The sequence below is a fragment of the Nocardia sp. NPDC051911 genome, from assembly GCF_040681035.1.
In the GTDB taxonomy this organism is placed as follows: Bacteria; Actinomycetota; Actinomycetes; order Mycobacteriales; family Mycobacteriaceae; genus Nocardia; species Nocardia sichangensis.
Genome location: NZ_JBFAXY010000004.1, coordinates 264,916 through 280,823 on the forward strand (window position 1 = coordinate 264,916; position 15,908 = coordinate 280,823).

The 15,908-nt window shown below is 69.0% G+C and carries 16 protein-coding genes; 5 read left to right on the forward strand and 11 right to left on the reverse strand.

Annotated elements, in window-relative coordinates:
• Positions 1 to 4: 4 nt before the first annotated feature.
• From AB0L97_RS07315 to AB0L97_RS07335, 5 genes are all read right to left on the reverse strand, one after another.
• A complete protein-coding gene (locus AB0L97_RS07315) occupies positions 5 to 211 on the reverse strand; it encodes a 4-oxalocrotonate tautomerase family protein (RefSeq protein ID WP_355070321.1) in 207 nt (68 codons plus the stop codon).
• A 1-nt stretch (position 212) separates the two neighbouring features.
• Positions 213 to 947, reverse strand: coding sequence for an SDR family NAD(P)-dependent oxidoreductase (locus AB0L97_RS07320; protein ID WP_364426025.1), 735 nt, complete (start codon positions 945 to 947; stop codon positions 213 to 215).
• Between the two features lie 76 nt (positions 948 to 1,023).
• Positions 1,024 to 1,614, reverse strand: coding sequence for a TetR family transcriptional regulator C-terminal domain-containing protein (locus AB0L97_RS07325; RefSeq protein WP_364426027.1), 591 nt, complete (start codon positions 1,612 to 1,614; stop codon positions 1,024 to 1,026).
• A 53-nt stretch (positions 1,615 to 1,667) separates the two neighbouring features.
• Complete coding sequence (locus tag AB0L97_RS07330) at positions 1,668 to 2,162, reverse strand: gamma-glutamylcyclotransferase family protein (protein WP_355070315.1); 495 nt, start codon at positions 2,160 to 2,162, stop codon at positions 1,668 to 1,670.
• Between the two features lie 54 nt (positions 2,163 to 2,216).
• Complete coding sequence (locus tag AB0L97_RS07335) at positions 2,217 to 3,125, reverse strand: hydrogen peroxide-inducible genes activator (protein ID WP_364426030.1); 909 nt, start codon at positions 3,123 to 3,125, stop codon at positions 2,217 to 2,219.
• Between the two features lie 177 nt (positions 3,126 to 3,302).
• Here AB0L97_RS07335 and AB0L97_RS07340 point away from each other — a divergent pair, with 177 nt between their 5' ends.
• The 3 genes from AB0L97_RS07340 to AB0L97_RS07350 all read left to right on the forward strand — a co-directional run bounded on the left by AB0L97_RS07340 (position 3,303) and on the right by AB0L97_RS07350 (position 5,313).
• On the forward strand, positions 3,303 to 3,890 hold the full coding sequence (locus AB0L97_RS07340; RefSeq protein ID WP_364426032.1) for a peroxiredoxin: 588 nt from the start codon (positions 3,303 to 3,305) through the stop codon (positions 3,888 to 3,890).
• A gap of 102 nt (positions 3,891 to 3,992) precedes the next feature.
• Positions 3,993 to 4,532, forward strand: a complete 540-nt coding sequence (locus tag AB0L97_RS07345; protein ID WP_355070309.1) for a carboxymuconolactone decarboxylase family protein — start codon at positions 3,993 to 3,995, stop codon at positions 4,530 to 4,532.
• Between the two features lie 106 nt (positions 4,533 to 4,638).
• Positions 4,639 to 5,313 (forward strand): PhzF family phenazine biosynthesis protein, encoded by a 675-nt coding sequence (locus tag AB0L97_RS07350; RefSeq protein ID WP_355070307.1) that lies wholly within the window; start codon positions 4,639 to 4,641, stop codon positions 5,311 to 5,313.
• 6 nt (positions 5,314 to 5,319) lie between these two features.
• Here AB0L97_RS07350 and AB0L97_RS07355 read toward each other — a convergent pair whose 3' ends face one another.
• The 3 genes from AB0L97_RS07355 to AB0L97_RS07365 all read right to left on the reverse strand — a co-directional run bounded on the left by AB0L97_RS07355 (position 5,320) and on the right by AB0L97_RS07365 (position 7,456).
• Positions 5,320 to 6,039 carry an anti-sigma factor gene (locus tag AB0L97_RS07355; protein ID WP_356961544.1) on the reverse strand — a complete coding sequence of 240 codons (720 nt, stop codon included), beginning with the start codon at positions 6,037 to 6,039 and terminating at the stop codon, positions 5,320 to 5,322.
• Complete coding sequence (gene sigK / locus AB0L97_RS07360; RefSeq protein ID WP_364426035.1) at positions 6,032 to 6,718, reverse strand: ECF RNA polymerase sigma factor SigK; 687 nt, start codon at positions 6,716 to 6,718, stop codon at positions 6,032 to 6,034. Before sigK ends, AB0L97_RS07355 begins: the two co-directional genes overlap by 8 nt.
• A gap of 63 nt (positions 6,719 to 6,781) precedes the next feature.
• Entirely contained in the window at positions 6,782 to 7,456 is a 675-nt protein-coding gene (locus AB0L97_RS07365) for a DUF5134 domain-containing protein (protein WP_364426037.1), read from the reverse strand.
• A 453-nt stretch (positions 7,457 to 7,909) separates the two neighbouring features.
• Here AB0L97_RS07365 and AB0L97_RS07370 point away from each other — a divergent pair, with 453 nt between their 5' ends.
• Positions 7,910 to 8,413: a GNAT family N-acetyltransferase gene (locus tag AB0L97_RS07370; RefSeq protein ID WP_356961540.1), complete on the forward strand. Its 504-nt coding sequence runs from the start codon at positions 7,910 to 7,912 to the stop codon at positions 8,411 to 8,413.
• A 2-nt stretch (positions 8,414 to 8,415) separates the two neighbouring features.
• Here AB0L97_RS07370 and AB0L97_RS07375 read toward each other — a convergent pair whose 3' ends face one another.
• A complete protein-coding gene (locus tag AB0L97_RS07375; protein ID WP_355070297.1) occupies positions 8,416 to 9,645 on the reverse strand; it encodes an aminotransferase class III-fold pyridoxal phosphate-dependent enzyme in 1,230 nt (409 codons plus the stop codon).
• A gap of 217 nt (positions 9,646 to 9,862) precedes the next feature.
• On the opposite strand from AB0L97_RS07375, the gene hrpA reads away from it, so the two are divergent.
• On the forward strand, positions 9,863 to 13,963 hold the full coding sequence (gene hrpA / locus AB0L97_RS07380) for an ATP-dependent RNA helicase HrpA (RefSeq protein ID WP_364426040.1): 4,101 nt from the start codon (positions 9,863 to 9,865) through the stop codon (positions 13,961 to 13,963).
• A 1-nt stretch (position 13,964) separates the two neighbouring features.
• On the opposite strand, the gene nrdR is transcribed toward hrpA, so the two are convergent.
• The gene (nrdR, locus tag AB0L97_RS07385) at positions 13,965 to 14,435 is read right to left on the reverse strand and encodes a transcriptional regulator NrdR (protein WP_355070293.1); all 471 of its coding nucleotides are present in this window, start codon (positions 14,433 to 14,435) and stop codon (positions 13,965 to 13,967) included.
• Between the two features lie 206 nt (positions 14,436 to 14,641).
• Positions 14,642 to 15,895: a hypothetical protein gene (locus AB0L97_RS07390; protein WP_364426043.1), complete on the reverse strand. Its 1,254-nt coding sequence runs from the start codon at positions 15,893 to 15,895 to the stop codon at positions 14,642 to 14,644.
• Positions 15,896 to 15,908: the final 13 nt, after the last annotated feature.

A 15,908-nucleotide genomic window follows, 5' to 3' on the forward strand; every position in this document is an offset into this window, starting at 1 on the left:
TGGTTCAGGAGCGCTGCTGCGCGCGCCACTGCTCGACGTCGACGCCGCCGACGCCCCAGTTCGACAGCGCGACCTCGTCGATCACGACGTACGTGCTCGCGGGCGATTTGCCGAGCACGTCCTGCAGCAGATCGGTGACACCCTTGATCAGCCGCGCCTTCTGCTCGCGGGTCACGCCTTCGTCGGTGACTTTGATGTTCACATAAGGCATTTCAGGCCGCCCTTCCAGAGATGAACCCGCCGTCGACGGGGAGGATGTGTCCGGTGGTGAAGGCCGCGTCGGCGAGATACAAGACCGCGGCCGTCGTTTCGGCGACTTCGCCGATGCGGTTCAACAGCGCGAGTCTGCCCGAAGCAGGCTCGTCGCCGTCGCCGAACAGCGGTGTGCGAATGATGCCGGGGGCGACAGCGTTGACCCGGATGCCCTCGGCGGCGAGTTCGGCGGCGAGGCTGGTGGTCAACGCGTGTATGCCGCCCTTGCTGACCAAAGCCGCGGTGGCGGGCAACCCGGCGAGGGCGTGATCGATCAGCACGGTGCCGATGTTCACGATGCTGCCGCCCCTGGCTTGCGTCAGGAACTGCCGCACCACGGCCTGCGTCGTGAAGTAGGTGCCTTTGAGGTTGCCGGTCAGATAGACGTCCAGGTCTTGCTCGGTCACCTCGACAAACGGCTTGGCTCCGAAGATGCCCGCGTTGTTGACCAGCACGTCCACGCCACCGAATCGCTCCACCGCGACGCGCACCAGGGTCGCCGCGGTCGTGGCGGCGCCGATATCGCCCGGCACCGTAGCCACACGCTCCGGCGCACCGAGTTCAGCAGCCACCCGGGTCAGCTTTTCCTCGTCTCGGCCGTTGAGCACGACGTTGTCGCCGCGTTCCACGAACGCCCGTGCGATATCGCGACCGATTCCGCTCGAGGAACCGGTCACGATGACGGTCTTCACCATGGTGATCCTTTCTTATATACGACCGGTCGTCTTGGAACCGGTAGACGAAGACGCCGGACAGGTGCTGCCCCTGGAATCAGGGCAGGAAGTAATCGCCCAGCAGGCGATCGAGGCACTTGTGCAGCGGCGCGAGGGTGCGCTCCATCTTCATCCTGATGACCGCCCCTTCCCAGGATTCGAGCAGGAGATCGGCCAGTTCGACCGCCTCGATGTCGGCGCGGATCATGCCGAGGCGCTGCGCCTGCAGGAGTTGCTCGGCGACGCGATCGCGCCATGCGCGCCAAGCCACCGACAACGATTCCCGCAACAGCTCACTGCCTTCCAGCTCGCCCCCGAGATTCGCGATGAGGCACCCGCCGGTGAAATCCGCCGCGACGAAATCGTCCATCAGCCGTCCGAAGAACGCCCGCAAGCCGCTCACCGGGTCCGGCTCCGCGCCGAACGCCTCGGTCAGATTGCGCTGTACGCAGACCGAATGGTGCTCGATGATCGCGCGACCGAAGCTCTCCTTGCTGTCGAAGTAGTTGTAGAACGAGCCCTTCGGCACACCGACCTTGTCCAGGATCTGTTTGATACCCGTGCCGTGGTAGCCGTTGGTCAGAAACCCCGCGGCGCCCTCTTCGACGAGAAGACGCCGGGTGTCCTGGCTGCGTCGCGGTCGTGCCATGCGGCAAATATACGACCGGTCGTCTTGGAATTGCAACAGCCGCACATATGGCCTCACGCCGAGGGATCCGACCAGCCGGGTCCGGCCGAGTCCGAGAAGCTCGCGGGGTCCTGCCGCCACCGCGCGGACCGGACGGCGAAACGCGCGAGATGCTCGGCGGCGAACCGGTCCCGTTCCCAGTCCGCCGAGTCCGCCGCCACCGTCCAGACGTAGGTCCACACCGGAGCGTTCCGGCCCTCGAGGCGCACTTGGCGCAGGTCGTACTCGTCGTCCTCGAACGCGTCGAGAATCTTCCACTCCGTCGCGCTGAGGCCGGTCAGCACGGCGCCGCGGGCGCGCCCGTGCGCCGCGGCGACCAGTCCCGGATACAACCGCCGCGGCAGCGCGGCGGCGCGCCACCCGGCCAGCTCGGCCGGTTCGAGCGATGGCACTCGCCCGAGCAGCGTCGTCAACACCTCGGGGAACTGCAGGGTGCCGTAGACGAACAACGCATGGTCCGATCCGGACAGGCGGCCGAGCCGCCCCTCTCCCAGCGCCGCCGATGCCAACTCGCCTCTCCTCTCACCGGCCTCCACTGTGCCCGGCCGGCGCGTTCGACGCAGCTACATCGGCCGCTGAGCACGGATGATGGCGGCCAGGTATTCGTAATCGTCGGCGCGGGCGCTGGACGTGCGAAAAACCAGGCCGATGGTGCGGCCGGGTGCGGGAGCGGAGAAGTGCGCCACGTCCAACGTGCCGCGCGCGGTCTCCGCCGCGACCGCCATCTGCGGGATCAGCGTGACACCGAGCCCGCCCGCCACGCACTGGACCACGGTGGACAGGGACGCGGCCCTGGTGTCGCCGACGGCGGCGGGATGCACATCGGCCGAGCGGCACGCCTCCAAGGTCTGATCGCGCAGGCAGTGCCCCTCGTCGAGCAGCAGCAGCGGCTGGGCGTCCAGCACCGACGCCGCCAGGTCGCCACGCCCGGCCAGTTCGTGGCCGCGCGGCGTGACCAGCACGAATTCCTCGGAGTACAGCGGAATCTCGACCAGGCCCGGCATCTCGGTGGGGACCGCCAGCAGCGCGACGTCCAGCACGCCGGTGCGCAGCCCGTCCAGCAGCCGGGCGGTCTGGTCCTCGATGATCTGCGGGCGCAGTTCGGGCAGCCGCTTGCGCAATTCCGGCAGCAACCCGGGCAGCACATAGGGGGCGACCGTCGGGATGATGCCCATCCGCAGCGTGCCGCCGAGCCCGTCACCGGTGGCCGACGCGACGAAACGGTCCGCGGCCTCCAGCGTCGCCATCGCCTTTGGCAGCAACCGCATCCCGGCGGCGGTCACCAGCACGCGCCGGGTGCTGCGTTCGATCAGCTGGAGCCCGAGCCCGTGTTCCAGGGCGGCGAGCGCCTGCGATAGCGTGGGCTGACTCACACCGAGACGGGCAGCCGCGGTGCCGAAATGGCGGTATTCCGCGATCGCCGCGAACGCACGCAGCTGTGACAGGGTGGGCTGATAAGTCTGATCAGTCACCCCTATCAGTGTAGTGCGACTGATCACCTTTACCTTTTACCGCCCCTTGGGCAAGATCGCCCATGAGCTTTTCACCCGCGGTGTGAGTGCTGAATTCGAGTCGGTGGCCGACTTTCACGGCAACGGTTCGGCAATACCGCAGAACACAGTTGGCAATCAAATGACGAGGAGACGAGCATGGCCCTGCTGACCATCGGCGACCAATTCCCGGCATACAACCTCACCGCGGTCATCGGCGGTGACCTGTCGAAGGTCGACGCTCAGCAGCCCGACGACTACTTCACCCGGATCACCAGCGACGACCACGCGGGCAAGTGGCGGATCGTCTTCTTCTGGCCGAAGGACTTCACCTTCGTGTGCCCGACGGAGATCGCCGCGTTCGGCAAGCTCAACGACGAATTCGAGGACCGGGACGCCGTGGTGCTCGGCGCGTCGGTGGACAACGAGTTCGTGCACTTCCAGTGGCGCGCTCAGCACGAGGACCTCAAGACCCTCCCCTTCCCCATGCTTTCGGACCTCAAGCGGGAACTGGCCGCGGCCGCCGGTGTGCTCAACGCCGACGGCGTCGCCGACCGCGCCACCTTCATCGTCGACCCGAACAACGAGGTCCAGTTCGTCTCCGTGACCGCGGGTTCGGTCGGCCGCAACGTCGACGAGGTGCTGCGCGTGCTCGACGCCCTGCAGTCCGACGAGCTGTGCGCCTGCAACTGGAAGAAGGGCGACCCCACCATCAACGCGGGCGAACTCCTGTCCGCCAGCGTCTGAAAACCGCAGTCGCATCCGGACTTCCTGGTACGTCCCAACCCCACACCATCGAGAACCGACCTGGTCCCCGCACGGGATCGCTTCGAGTAGAGGAATCGCCGCATGAGCATTGAGAACCTGAAGAACTCCCTTCCCGAGTACGCCAAGGACCTCAAGCTCAATCTGTCATCCATCGCGCGCACCACGGTGCTGAACGAACAGCAGTTGTGGGGCACCCTGCTCGCGTCGGCGGCCGCCACCCGGTCGACGACCACGCTGCGCGAGATCGCCGAGGAAGCCGCCGACGCGCTGTCGGCGGAGGCGTACAACGCCGCGCTCGGCGCCGCCTCGATCATGGGCATGAACAACGTGTTCTACCGGGGCAAGGCGTTCCTCGGCGGTCGCTACGACGACTTGCGGGCCGGGCTGCGCATGCAGATCATCGGCACGCCGGGCGTCGACAAGGCCGACTTCGAGCTGTGGTCGTTCGCGGTCTCCTCGATCAACGGTTGCGCGCACTGCCTCGAGGCGCACGAGCACACGTTGCGCGAAGCGGGCGTATCCCGCGAAGTGATCTTCGAATCGCTGCGCGCCGCCGCGATCGTGGCCGGAGTCGGCCAGGCGGTGCAGTCGACCGAGGCCCTCACCGCGGCCGCGATCTGATTTCGCTGGGAAAGCGGCCCCTGTCCTGCGACGGGGGCCTCTTTCGCGTTCCATTGTGGTCTGCGTGACAGCTCGCGCCCGCGGCATCCGAGTAGGCTCGGCGAGCATGAGCACACAGGTCGATGTGGTGCGAGTGTTCACCGACGCCGCCGGACGCTTCGGCAACGAGTTGGGTATCGCACGGGCGGCCGACGTGGCCGCGGCCGATCGGCAGGCGCTGGCCGCCAAGGCCGGATACAGCGAGACCGTGGTCGTCGAGGAGCCGGTGGACGGCACCGCCGCGGTGCGGATCTACACCCCCACGATGGAACTTCCGTTCGCCGGGCACCCCTCGGTGGGGACGGCGTGGTGGTTCGCGTCGCAGGGCCTTGCGGTGCGGACACTGGACGTCCCCGCGGGCCCGGTGGCCGTGGAACTCACCGAGGGATTGACTTGGATCACCGCTCGCGGCGAGTGGGCGCCCGCGTTCACCTTCCATCAACTGGACGACGCCGAGGAGCTGGCCACCTTGCGGCCGGAGGAGTTTCCCGGCGGTCCGCACTACCTGTGGGCGTGGACCGACGAGCATCGCGCCGCCCTGCGATCGCGCATGTTCGCGCCGACCATGGGCATCACCGAGGACGAGGCGACCGGGGCCGCGGCCGTGGCGTTGACGGCGCTGCTGCGCAAGGGACTGGTCATCACCCAGGGCAAAGGCTCGCAATTGTTCACCCGGTGGGACTCCGACGGCTGGGTGCATCTGGGCGGCCGAGTCGCCGCGGACCAGCCGGTGGAGATCTGACGCCGCTCAGGGCAGGGTCACGCCCACGATCGGATCGCCGCTCGGTGCGTCCGAACCGCCGTCCGGTTCGACGCTCACCGCCAGCACTTCGCCGGACCGGAAACCGGTGACGAACGGCCGCTCGGTCGACGGCACGTCGCTCAGCAATCCCGCCGAGCGGGGTTGCCCGTCGGAACCGACCAGCCACACCTGATACACCCGGCCCAGCGGCGGCGGAGCGACCCGATCGAAGACGACGACCGCGCGTCCGAGTTCGGGTGAGGCGTCGACGACGAGCAGCCCACCCCCGGCGAACGATCCGTTCACCGTCCGCATGTGCACCCGATCGGCGGCGGCCGGGTCCGAGTGGGAGCCGAGGAGCTGCGCGGTCACCACGCTGCCGCCGATCACCAGGCACAAGACGGCCGCGATCGGGGCCACCCAGCGCAGCGAGCGCCGCCACGACGCGATCCGCGTGCTCGACCGCTCGGCGCGCTCGTCGGGCAGCGCGGCCAGGATGCGGCGTTCCAGCTCCGGCGGCGGCGCGAGCTCACCGAGCACGGCCAGCCGCCCCATGACGTCACGCACCTGCCACACGGTGTCGGAGAACGCCTGGCGTACTTCCGGGTCCGCGGCCGCCAGACGGGCATCGATGTGCCTGCGTTCGATATCGGCGACCGCGTCCAGCGCGCAGGGGTAGGCGAGGTCGATGAGGTCCGCCTCCGAGCGCGGCGAGGTGTCAACCATCGCTGCCTTCCCCGGACAAACATTGCTCCAATCGTTTCAGCCCGTCGCGGATGCGGGTCTTGATCGTGGGCAGCGGCACCGAGAGACGATCGGCGACCTCCCGGTAGGTCCACCCGCCGTAGTAGGCCAACACGATCGCTTCGCGCTGCGTGGGGGTCAACCTCTCCAGGCAGCCTGCCACCTGTTGCTCCTCGATGCGCTGGGTGACCGATTCGGCGACGACATCGTGGGCGCGCCCGAGCTGCTCGTGCGCGTAGACGAGGTCCCGGCTGGTGGCCGAACTCTCCGCGCGAACCCGGTCCACCGCCCTGCGATGGGCGAGCATCATGAGCCAGCCGACCGGACTGGCCAGCGTGGCATCGTAGCGATGGGCCATCGACCAGACCTGGAGGTAGACCTCCTGGGTCACCTCCTCCGCGGCGGCATGACTGCGCAGCACTCGCACCGCGAGCCCGAACACCCGCGGACTGGTCAGCTGATAGAACTCGGTGAACGCGCCGCGATCGCCCGCGCCTGCGGCGGCGAGTAGCGCCGCGAGCTCACGGCTCGCGCGGGTCGCCCCTGCTCGGTCGTAGCCGGTGGGCAGCGGGCACGCGAGCGCCGGGGCATCGGTTTCCTCGCGCGCACGTGCCGGACCGCCGGAGCGATGGGGTGAAGCAGAACCGTGTTCGTTGCTCATGGCCGAATCCCGTGCCTGCATGCACAGGGGTTCGGTATGCGCGGGAAACCGGATTGGTCACGGTCACCGAATGATCACGGCCGCGAGCATGTATGCGGTGCCCGCGTCCATCACCACATGCGGCACCGCCGCCCACGGTTTCGCGGGACCGGTGAGGGCGGCGACGCAGCCGCTGGAACGCACCAGCAGCCCCAGCGGCCCCGGCACGTGCGCCCGGGTCCGGCCGGTACAGGCGGTGAAGGTCACCAGAAGCGCGTCGAGCAGGAACAGGACGGCGAGAACGAGCGCCGGTCCGGTGGACGGACCGCCCGCATGGCCGGAACCCGTATGGCCGGACATCGCGTAGAGCATCGCCGCGGCGGCGACGATGTGGTAGCCGAGCGGTACCAGCCGGTCGATCGGCAATGGCCGCCCCTGGGTGGCGTGCTCCACGGCACGGATCGTCAGCAACCCGGCGAACACCACGGCCATCGCCGTCAGTACGCCGCGCACCGCATGCGGGCTCGCGCCCGAGGGAAACACCAGCATGCCGAGCATCACCAGGCACATCACCAGGTGGGCCGCATCGGATTCGGAGTGCCCGGCCGAGGTGTCCGACGGTGGCCGCGTCTGCGCGACGGACCCGGTCGACGACGTCGCGGCCGCCGCCACCCGCGACAGCACGATCCCCGCGGCGATCACGAACGCCGCCACCATCATCCACCGCAATACGGCATACTCCTGCACGAACTGCGCCACACCCCACCACCTCTCAGCACGGCGACCACGGTCGTCGCCCTTCCATGCTCGCATCCCGGAGCGTTCGAGGTGTCATTTTCAAATCGCGCACATCATGTAGGACGCAGAGGGAAGCCATACCTCAGCAGTTCGATCGCCTGCCCTCATGGCCGAGTTCCGAGGTGCGCGCCGCATCGCGGATTCGGTTGAACGACAGTGGTTTCGATCTACCCTGAAGACAGCGCTGACAGCGTGCTACTTCGATGCTGTTGAAGGCTGCTGTCGGACAGTTCTGAGCACGGCCTGCCGTCCCGGCGACGACTTCGCAGCGTGCTCCGCCGTGTCGCGGAAGTCGGCTCCGCGCGGCGCTCTTCGATTCGAGGCCGCCCGGGGAACGCTCGGGTGCGGCCTCGGCGAGATGCCGAGTCAGTGGCGGGATGCGGATGGAACCGAGCGACCCGCCATGATGGAGTCATGTCCCACCAGGCCGGCAAACACGTCACCGAGATCGAGCGCGACGGTCTGCGCATCGTCGTCGACGACCTCACCGGCCCGGAGGTCGCGGCACTGCTCACCGAGCACCTTGCCGAGATGGCCGCGCACTCGCCCGCGGAGAGCATGCACGCGCTGGACCTGGCGGCGCTGCGTCATCCGGACGTCACGTTCTGGACCGCATGGGACGGTGCGGCCCTCGCCGGATGCGCCGCGGTGAAGCGCCTCGACGACGACCACGCCGAGATCAAATCCATGCGCACCGCCGCGACGCACCAACGCCGCGGTATCGCGACCACCCTGCTGCGTCATCTGCTCGCCGAGGCCACCGCGCGCGGCTACCGCCGCCTCAGCCTCGAGACGGGTGCGCATGATTTCTTCCGGCCCGCACGACGGCTCTACGCCGCCCACGGCTTCGCCCACTGCCCGCCGTTCGGTGACTACCGCCCTGATCCACACAGCGTCTTCATGAGCCGTGACCTCTGACGTCAAGCATCGTTCAACGCGCGGGTGAATCCCTCGACGAGCTCGGCGACCTGGTCGTCGGTCATGACGAAGGCCGGGGAGACCTGCATGGCCCCTTGGCCCGCGGCGCGACCGGAGATGCCGTGCGCACGCAACGTCTTGACCAGTCGCGGCCCTTCGGCGGGATCGGTGAGCTGGATGGCCGCGACGGCGCCGAATCCGCTGCGCACCTCGGCGACCCTGGGGTGTTCGGCGAGCACCGACAGCTGATCGTGCAGGCTGGATTCCAGGCGCAAAGCGGCCGCGAGCAGGTCTTCCCGCTCGACAATGTCGAGATTCGCCAACGCGGCGGCCGCCGCGCCCGCGTGGCCGCCGTAGGTGTAGCCGTGCCGCCACCAGACGCCGCCCGCGAAGAACGGCTCCGCCACGCGCGGGGCGGCGAATACCGCGCCCATCGGGAGATATCCGGAGGTCAGCCCCTTCGCGGTGGTCATCAGATCGGGTTCGAGCGCGAGCCGGGACGAGGCGAACCACGCTCCGCCGATGCGGCCGAAACCGGTGACCACCTCGTCGGCGACGAACAGGATGTCGTGGTCGCGGCAGATCCGGCGCACCTCGGCGAGGTAACCCGCCGGTGGCGGATACACACCGCCCGCGCCGATGACGGGTTCGCAGAAGAACGCGGCGATCCGCTCGGCGCCGACTTCCTCGATGAGGGCGAGCAGTGCCTTCGCGTCGTCCCATTCCACGGTGCGCGCCGCGGGCATCAGCTCGCCATAGCCTTCGCGGTTTCCCGGGAGGCCACCGAGCGCGGTGCCACCCACGTGCATGCCGTGATAGGCCATCCGCCGCCCGACCATGATCGTCTTGCCCGGCTGCCCTAGTTCGTGCCAGTAGCGGCGGGCGAGCTTGGTCGCGGTGTCGACGGAGTCGGAGCCGCCCGAGGTGAAGAAGATCTTGCTGCCGGGAACCGGCGCGAGCCCGGCGAGCCGCTCGGCGAGTTCCTGGGTGGCCGGCTCGGTGATGTCGCCGAAATTGGAGTAGTGCGCGATCGTGCGCAGCTGCGCGGCCACCGCGTCGGCGATCTCGCCGCGCCCGTGGCCCACGTTGGCGAACCACAGGCCCGCGGTGGCGTCCAGGTAGCGGTTGCCCGCCCGGTCGAAGACGTAGGCGCCCTCCCCGCGGGCGACCACGAACGCTCCGTCCCGCTCGACGGCGCCCATGTCGGCGAAGCCATGCCATAGCGCGTTCATGTCTTCCACCTTTACCGGTTCCCCGGCCGCGGTCCATACCTTCGAATACCGCGACCGCTCCGCGAACCGGACGCATACACCGCGCGCACCGGCGCTGAACAGCGCATATTCGGGCGAGACACCGCGCCGGTCGCGCACCTCCGGCTTACTCTCGGCTACCGGACGCACCGCCTGGTGGAAAAATCCGCTGGCGGATTTCGCTAGGCTGGTCGATGCAATGACCAGGACAGCCGCCACCGATCTCCGCGACCTTCGCACCCGCCTGGCGAATCTTTCCCTTCGCGACGAACACCGGTTGCGGCGCAGGCTCGACAAAGCGCGCGGCGGCGACCTGGGCGAGGTGGAGACCGAGATCACAGCGGCCGAACTGCGCGTCGCAGCGCGGCGCGCTGCGGTGCCGGAGATCCGCTACCCGGAGCAGCTACCGGTCACCGCCCGCCGCGAGGACATCGCCGCTGCCATCGCCGAGCACCAAGTGGTCATCGTCGCGGGCGAGACCGGCTCCGGCAAGACCACCCAGATCCCGAAGATCTGCCTCGAACTCGGCCGCGGCATCCGCGGCACCATCGGGCACACCCAGCCCCGCAGGCTCGCCGCGCGCACCGTGGCCGAGCGCATCGCCGAGGAGCTGGGTACCGAACTCGGCGACGTGGTCGGCTACACGGTGCGGTTCACCGACCACGCCTCCGAACACACGCTGGTCAAGTTGATGACCGACGGCATCCTGCTCGCGGAGATCCAGCGCGACCGGCTGCTGCGCCGCTACGACACGATCATCATCGATGAGGCGCACGAACGCAGTCTCAACATCGACTTCCTGCTCGGCTACCTCAAACAGCTGCTGCCCCGCAGGCCCGACCTCAAGGTGATCATCACTTCGGCGACCATCGATCCCGAGCTGTTCGCCCGGCATTTCGCGGACGAACATGGCACGCCGGCACCGATCGTCGAGGTCTCCGGGCGCTCGTACCCGGTGGAGATCCGCTACCGTCCGCTCGCGCTGGAGCTGCCGAGCGCCGCCGAGGACGAAGACGACGAAGATACCCGCATCGTCGACCGAGACCCGGTGGACGCCATCGGTGACGCGGTGACCGAACTGTTCGCCGCGGGCGACGGCGACGTGCTGGTATTCCTGTCCGGCGAACGCGAGATCCGCGACACCGCGGACGCGCTGCGCGATCTGAAGCTGCCGCGCACCGAGATCCTTCCGCTGTACGCCCGGCTGTCCACCGCCGAGCAGCACCGCGTGTTCGCCCCGCACACCGGGCGCCGGGTGGTGCTCGCGACGAACGTCGCGGAGACCTCGCTCACGGTGCCAGGGATCCGGTACGTCGTCGACCCGGGCACCGCGCGGATCTCGCGCTATTCCATGCGGACCAAAGTGCAACGGCTGCCGATCGAACCGGTGTCCCAGGCATCGGCGCGGCAGCGATCCGGGCGTTGCGGTCGCGTCGCCGACGGCATCTGCATCCGCCTGTATTCGGAGGACGACTTCGAATCCCGGCCCACCTTCACCGATCCGGAGATCCTGCGCACCAACCTCGCCGCGGTGATCCTGCAGATGACCGCGCTCGGACTCGGTGACATCGAGAACTTCCCGTTCGTGGAGGCGCCGGACCGCCGCGCCATCCGCGACGGCGTCGCCCTGCTCGAGGAGCTCGGCGCACTCGCGCGGCGGGACGGCGGGGCCAGAGCGAGTGGCGACGACGCCGCACTGTCGCTGACGCCGATCGGCCGCGAGATGGCCCAGCTCCCCGTCGATCCCCGGATGGCGCGGATGCTGGTGGAGGCGCAGCGCACCGGGTGCCTGGCCGACGTGCTGGTCATCGTCGCGGCGCTGTCGATCCAGGACGTCCGCGAGCGGCCCGCCGATCAGCAGCAGGCCGCCGACACCAAGCACGCGCGGTTCACCGTCGACGGCTCCGATTTCCTGGCCTACCTGCGCCTGTGGGAATACCTCGGCGGACAGCGCAAGTCGTTGTCGTCCAATCAGTTCCGCCGTCTGTGCCGGGAGGAGTTCCTGCACTACCTGCGGATCCGGGAGTGGCAGGATCTCCACGGGCAGCTGCGCACGATCACCAGGGGCCTCGGCTGGTCGACGCGCACGGAGAACGCGGAGGACGGTGCGAAACCGGACCGAGCCGAAGCGGCGGCACCGGATCGCAAATCCGGCAACAGGTCACGCAGGGGTCGCGGCGGCGACGGACGCGCAGGCTCCGAGCCTGGCAGGTCCGCCACCGCGGCCGTCGTGGACGACGGACTCCCCTGGGATGCCACCGCCATCCATCAGGCGCTGCTGGCGGGCATGCTGTCGCACATCGGCGTCCGAGAGGCGGAAACCCGGGAGTTCCTCGGCGCCCGCAACGCCAAGTTCATGATCTTCCCCGGTTCGTCGCTGGCCAAGAAGCCGCCCCGCTGGGTGATGGCCGCCGAACTGGTCGAGACCTCACGGCTGTGGGGGCGGATGGCCGCGAAGATCGAGCCCGAATGGGCCGAGCGGCTGGCGGGCGACCTCGTCAAGCGCACCTACTCCGAACCACACTGGTCGGCCAAGCGAGGCGCGGCGCGCGCCTACGAACGGGTGACGCTGTACGGCATCCCCCTGGTCACCGGCAGGCCCGTGGATTACGGCCGCATCGACCCAGAGCTGTCACGCGAGTTGTTCATCCGCCATGCCCTGGTGCAGGGCGAGTGGCAGACCCGGCACGAGTTCTTCCACCGCAATCGCGCGCTGCTGGACGATGTCGCCGACCTGGAGCACCGCGCCCGCCGCCGCGACATCCTGGTCGACGACGAGGTGCTGTTCGAGTTCTACGACAAGCGCCTGCCCGCCGACATCGTCTCGGTGCGGCACTTCGACAGCTGGTGGCGCGCCGCACGCCGGGAGAACCCGGCGCAGCTGGACTTCTCCACCTCCACCGTGGTCAACGAGGGCGCGGCCGCGCTGGACCCGGCGGCGTTCCCCGACTCCTGGCGGCAGGGCGAACTCAGTTTCCCGCTCTCCTACCAGTTCGAACCGGGCAACGAGGACGACGGCGTCACCGTGCGGATCCCGGTGGAACAGCTCGCCCACGTTCGCGCCGTCGGTTTCGACTGGCTGGTGCCGGGCATGCGCGAAGAACTTGCCGCCGCTCTGATCAAGACGTTGCCGAAGGCCTTGCGGCGCAGCGTTGTTCCCGCCCCCGATTTCGCGGCCGCCGCCTTGGCGGCGCTCACCCCGCGTGCGGAGCCGCTGCGCGCGGGGCTGGCACGCGAGCTGTCCCGGCTGGGTTCGGTGCCGATCGCCCCCACCGACTTCGACACCGCCGCGCTGCCCGACCACCTGCGCATGACCTTCGCGGCCGTCGGCGGCGACGGGGCTACGCTCGCGCGCGGCAAGAGCCTCGTCGCGCTGAAAACGCAGCTGGCCGAACAGGTTTCCGCCTCGGTCGCCCGGGCCACCGCGGGCGCGGAACGCCCTCCGGCCACGGTGTGGACCTCCGAATCGCTCGGCACCATCGCGCCGACGGTGCGGCGCGAGGTGGCCGGCCAGACCGTCACCGGATATCCCGCGCTCGTCGCCGAAGGGGACGGCGTGGCGCTCCGGGTTCTCAGCTCCCCCGCGGAGCAGGCCGCCGCCATGCGCCTCGGCACCAGAAAGTTGCTGCTGCACGCACTGCCGACGTCGGTCCGCTCCGCCACCGCGGGCCTGTCGCCCGCGGACCGCCTCGCCCTGAGTCAGAATCCGTACGGCTCGCTGGAGGCGCTGCTCGAGGACTGCCGCGCGGCCGCCGCCGACGAATTGCTCGCGGCCGCGGGCGGGCCGGTGCACGACCCGGCGAAGTTCGACGCGCTCGTCGCCCGGATTCGGCCCGATTTCACCGCTACCATCGCTCGTTTCGTGCGCCTGGTCGTGCCGATCCTCGCCGGCGCACACCAGGTCTCCGCGGCGCTGGAGCGAACGAGCGAGCGCGACATCGCCGATGACGTCCGTCATCAGCTCGACAACCTGGTGTTCCGCGGCTTCGTCTCCGAGACCGGCGCGACGAGGCTGCGTGAGCTGCCCCGTTATCTCCAAGCCGCGGTGACGCGACTGGAGGCGCTGCCCGGCTCCGCCGTTCGCGATCGGCAGGGCATGGCCGAACTCGATCGGGCGCTGGCCGCCTACGACCGCCTGGTCGCGTCGCTACCGGAGAACCGCAAGCATGCACCCGCGGTCACCGAAATCTGGTGGATGATCGAGGAATTCCGGGTCAGCCTGTTCGCGCAGAAGCTCGGCACCCCGTTTCCGGTGTCGGCCAAGCGAATCGAGAAGGCGATCGCCGCTGTGCGGCGCTGAGTCAGTCGGCGGCCGACAACGCTTCCGCACGCGCCCGGCGCATCTCCCTGATCTCGCGTTCGAAGTCGTCGGCCGAGGTGAACGATCGGTAGACCGAGGCGAAGCGCAGGTAGGCCACCTCGTCCAGATCCCGCAGCGGGCCGAGAATGGCCAAGCCCACCTCGTGACTTGGCACCTCGGGAGAACCCTTCGCCCGCACCGCGTCTTCCACCTGCTGAGCGAGCAGGTTCAGCGCGTCGTCGTCGACCTCACGGCCTTGGCAGGCCCGGCGCACACCCCGGATGACCTTCTCACGGCTGAACGGCTCGGTGACGCCGCTACGCTTGACCACCGACAGAATGGCCGTCTCCACCGTGGTGAACCGCCGCCCACATTGCGGGCAGGCACGACGGCGACGGATGGCCGCGCCTTCGTCGGCCTCGCGCGAATCCACCACCCGGGAGTCGGGGTGTCGGCAGTACGGGCAATGCATCCGAGAAATCCTTCGTCGATGCGCGTGCTCGCGTCCGGACCGGGCACCGATCGCGGCGATCGGTCCGGCGAGCCCGTGTACAGAGGTCTATACCCCGGCACCAGGAATTCCTCGTGCGACACGCGGAATACCTGCATAACACTTCGAGGATACCCGTCCGAGTTTCCGGTTTGTCGCACTCACCCCGGCTATCGGACCATGCTCGGTCAGCCGGAGATCTGCCAGTGCGCGGTCAGGTCCGCGAGCAGCTCCGGTAAGCGGGCGGCCAGGCGACCGCGCGCCAGCTTGTTCCAGAACGCCTCGCCGAGGACGGCGCCGGCCGACACGGGATCGGTCTCCATATCGATGTGGCGGGGCACCAGGTCACCGGTGATGTAGTTCCATCGGGTGTCGCGGTCGGCCCAGTTGAAGCCGGGCAACGGGACGCGCAGCGCGAGGCCGCGGCCTCCGACTTCGGCGCTCACTACCGTCGGGGCGAACACGCCTGGCGCGCGAACGCCCGGGACAGCGGGTTTGCCCGCGATGGTGCTGACATAGGTGAGCACGCGGCCGATCGGCGCGCGACCCGCCGATGTCTCGTCCCACTGGTCGGCCACGACGTGGTTCTGCTCCCGATCGGTCATCCGGACCAGCGCGTCGATGTAGCCGTCCCGGGTGCCCGAGGCGATCGACCGCCAAGCGGCGTGGATGTCGTCGTCCAGCACACCGGCCGCGTACATCTCGTCGATTCCGCGTATGCCGAGCGCGACGTAGGCCTCGTGCATCGGCACCAGATCCGTGAAGATGTGCTTCTGCATGATCATCAGGCGGGTCTGGTACCAGGCGACGTCCGCCGCGGTCAGCCGAGAGCCCTCGGTAGCGAGCAGCCGGATGTCCTCCGGCAGCGCAGCCGCCAGTTCCGGTGGAGTGGCGCGCAGGAGATCGGCGACCGTGTCGCCGAGCCGATGGATGCCGGGCAGGTCCAGGACGAAACCCGCGTCGCTCATGTCGAAGAATCCGGAGGCGAACGATCCGCCCGCGATTCCGGCGAGTCCCGCCCAGTAGAACTCCGGGTGCTGGGTGGCCAGCCGCAGGTAGTTGACGTACACCTGATTGAACGTGCGTTCGTTCGCGCGCGGGCCCCGACCGGGATCCCAGGCCGCCAGGTCGATGTCGGCGTTGCGGGTGGCGACCACCAGCCAGTACTGGTGCAGCAGCGTCGCGTATCTGCGCGGCGGCACTCCGTCGGCCCGTGCCTGCCGCAACGCCTCCGCTAGGTCGAATTCGCTCAGCGGGAGAAGCGGATCGAGTCCACCCGGCCCCGCACCGTCGCCATTGACGGACGGGAGATCGAGATACGCCGCGTAGGCGGGCTCCGCCCTGGCGATGGCTGCCGCGCCGAGCCCGAAGACCAGACAAAGGGACAAGGCGGCAACGCGGGTGAAGACGCGAACCGAGCGCCCTGCGGTAAGGAGTGTCATGTGCTGAGAAGTC

Excerpts from the sequence above, each read along its gene's own strand:
- AB0L97_RS07325 (WP_364426027.1), bottom strand. The coding sequence starts at position 1,614 with ATGGCACGACCGCGACGCAGCCAGGACACCCGGCGTCTTCTCGTCGAA.
- AB0L97_RS07340 (WP_364426032.1), top strand. The coding sequence starts at position 3,303 with ATGGCCCTGCTGACCATCGGCGACCAATTCCCGGCATACAACCTCACC.
- AB0L97_RS07355 (WP_356961544.1), bottom strand. The coding sequence starts at position 6,039 with ATGGTTGACACCTCGCCGCGCTCGGAGGCGGACCTCATCGACCTCGCC.
- nrdR (WP_355070293.1), bottom strand. The coding sequence starts at position 14,435 with ATGCATTGCCCGTACTGCCGACACCCCGACTCCCGGGTGGTGGATTCG.
- AB0L97_RS07320 (WP_364426025.1), bottom strand. The coding sequence starts at position 947 with ATGGTGAAGACCGTCATCGTGACCGGTTCCTCGAGCGGAATCGGTCGC.
- sigK (WP_364426035.1), bottom strand. The coding sequence starts at position 6,718 with ATGAGCAACGAACACGGTTCTGCTTCACCCCATCGCTCCGGCGGTCCG.
- AB0L97_RS07390 (WP_364426043.1), bottom strand. The coding sequence starts at position 15,895 with ATGACACTCCTTACCGCAGGGCGCTCGGTTCGCGTCTTCACCCGCGTT.
- AB0L97_RS07315 (WP_355070321.1), bottom strand. The coding sequence starts at position 211 with ATGCCTTATGTGAACATCAAAGTCACCGACGAAGGCGTGACCCGCGAG.
- AB0L97_RS07375 (WP_355070297.1), bottom strand. The coding sequence starts at position 9,645 with ATGAACGCGCTATGGCATGGCTTCGCCGACATGGGCGCCGTCGAGCGG.
- AB0L97_RS07345 (WP_355070309.1), top strand. The coding sequence starts at position 3,993 with ATGAGCATTGAGAACCTGAAGAACTCCCTTCCCGAGTACGCCAAGGAC.
- AB0L97_RS07350 (WP_355070307.1), top strand. The coding sequence starts at position 4,639 with ATGAGCACACAGGTCGATGTGGTGCGAGTGTTCACCGACGCCGCCGGA.
- hrpA (WP_364426040.1), top strand. The coding sequence starts at position 9,863 with ATGACCAGGACAGCCGCCACCGATCTCCGCGACCTTCGCACCCGCCTG.
- AB0L97_RS07370 (WP_356961540.1), top strand. The coding sequence starts at position 7,910 with ATGTCCCACCAGGCCGGCAAACACGTCACCGAGATCGAGCGCGACGGT.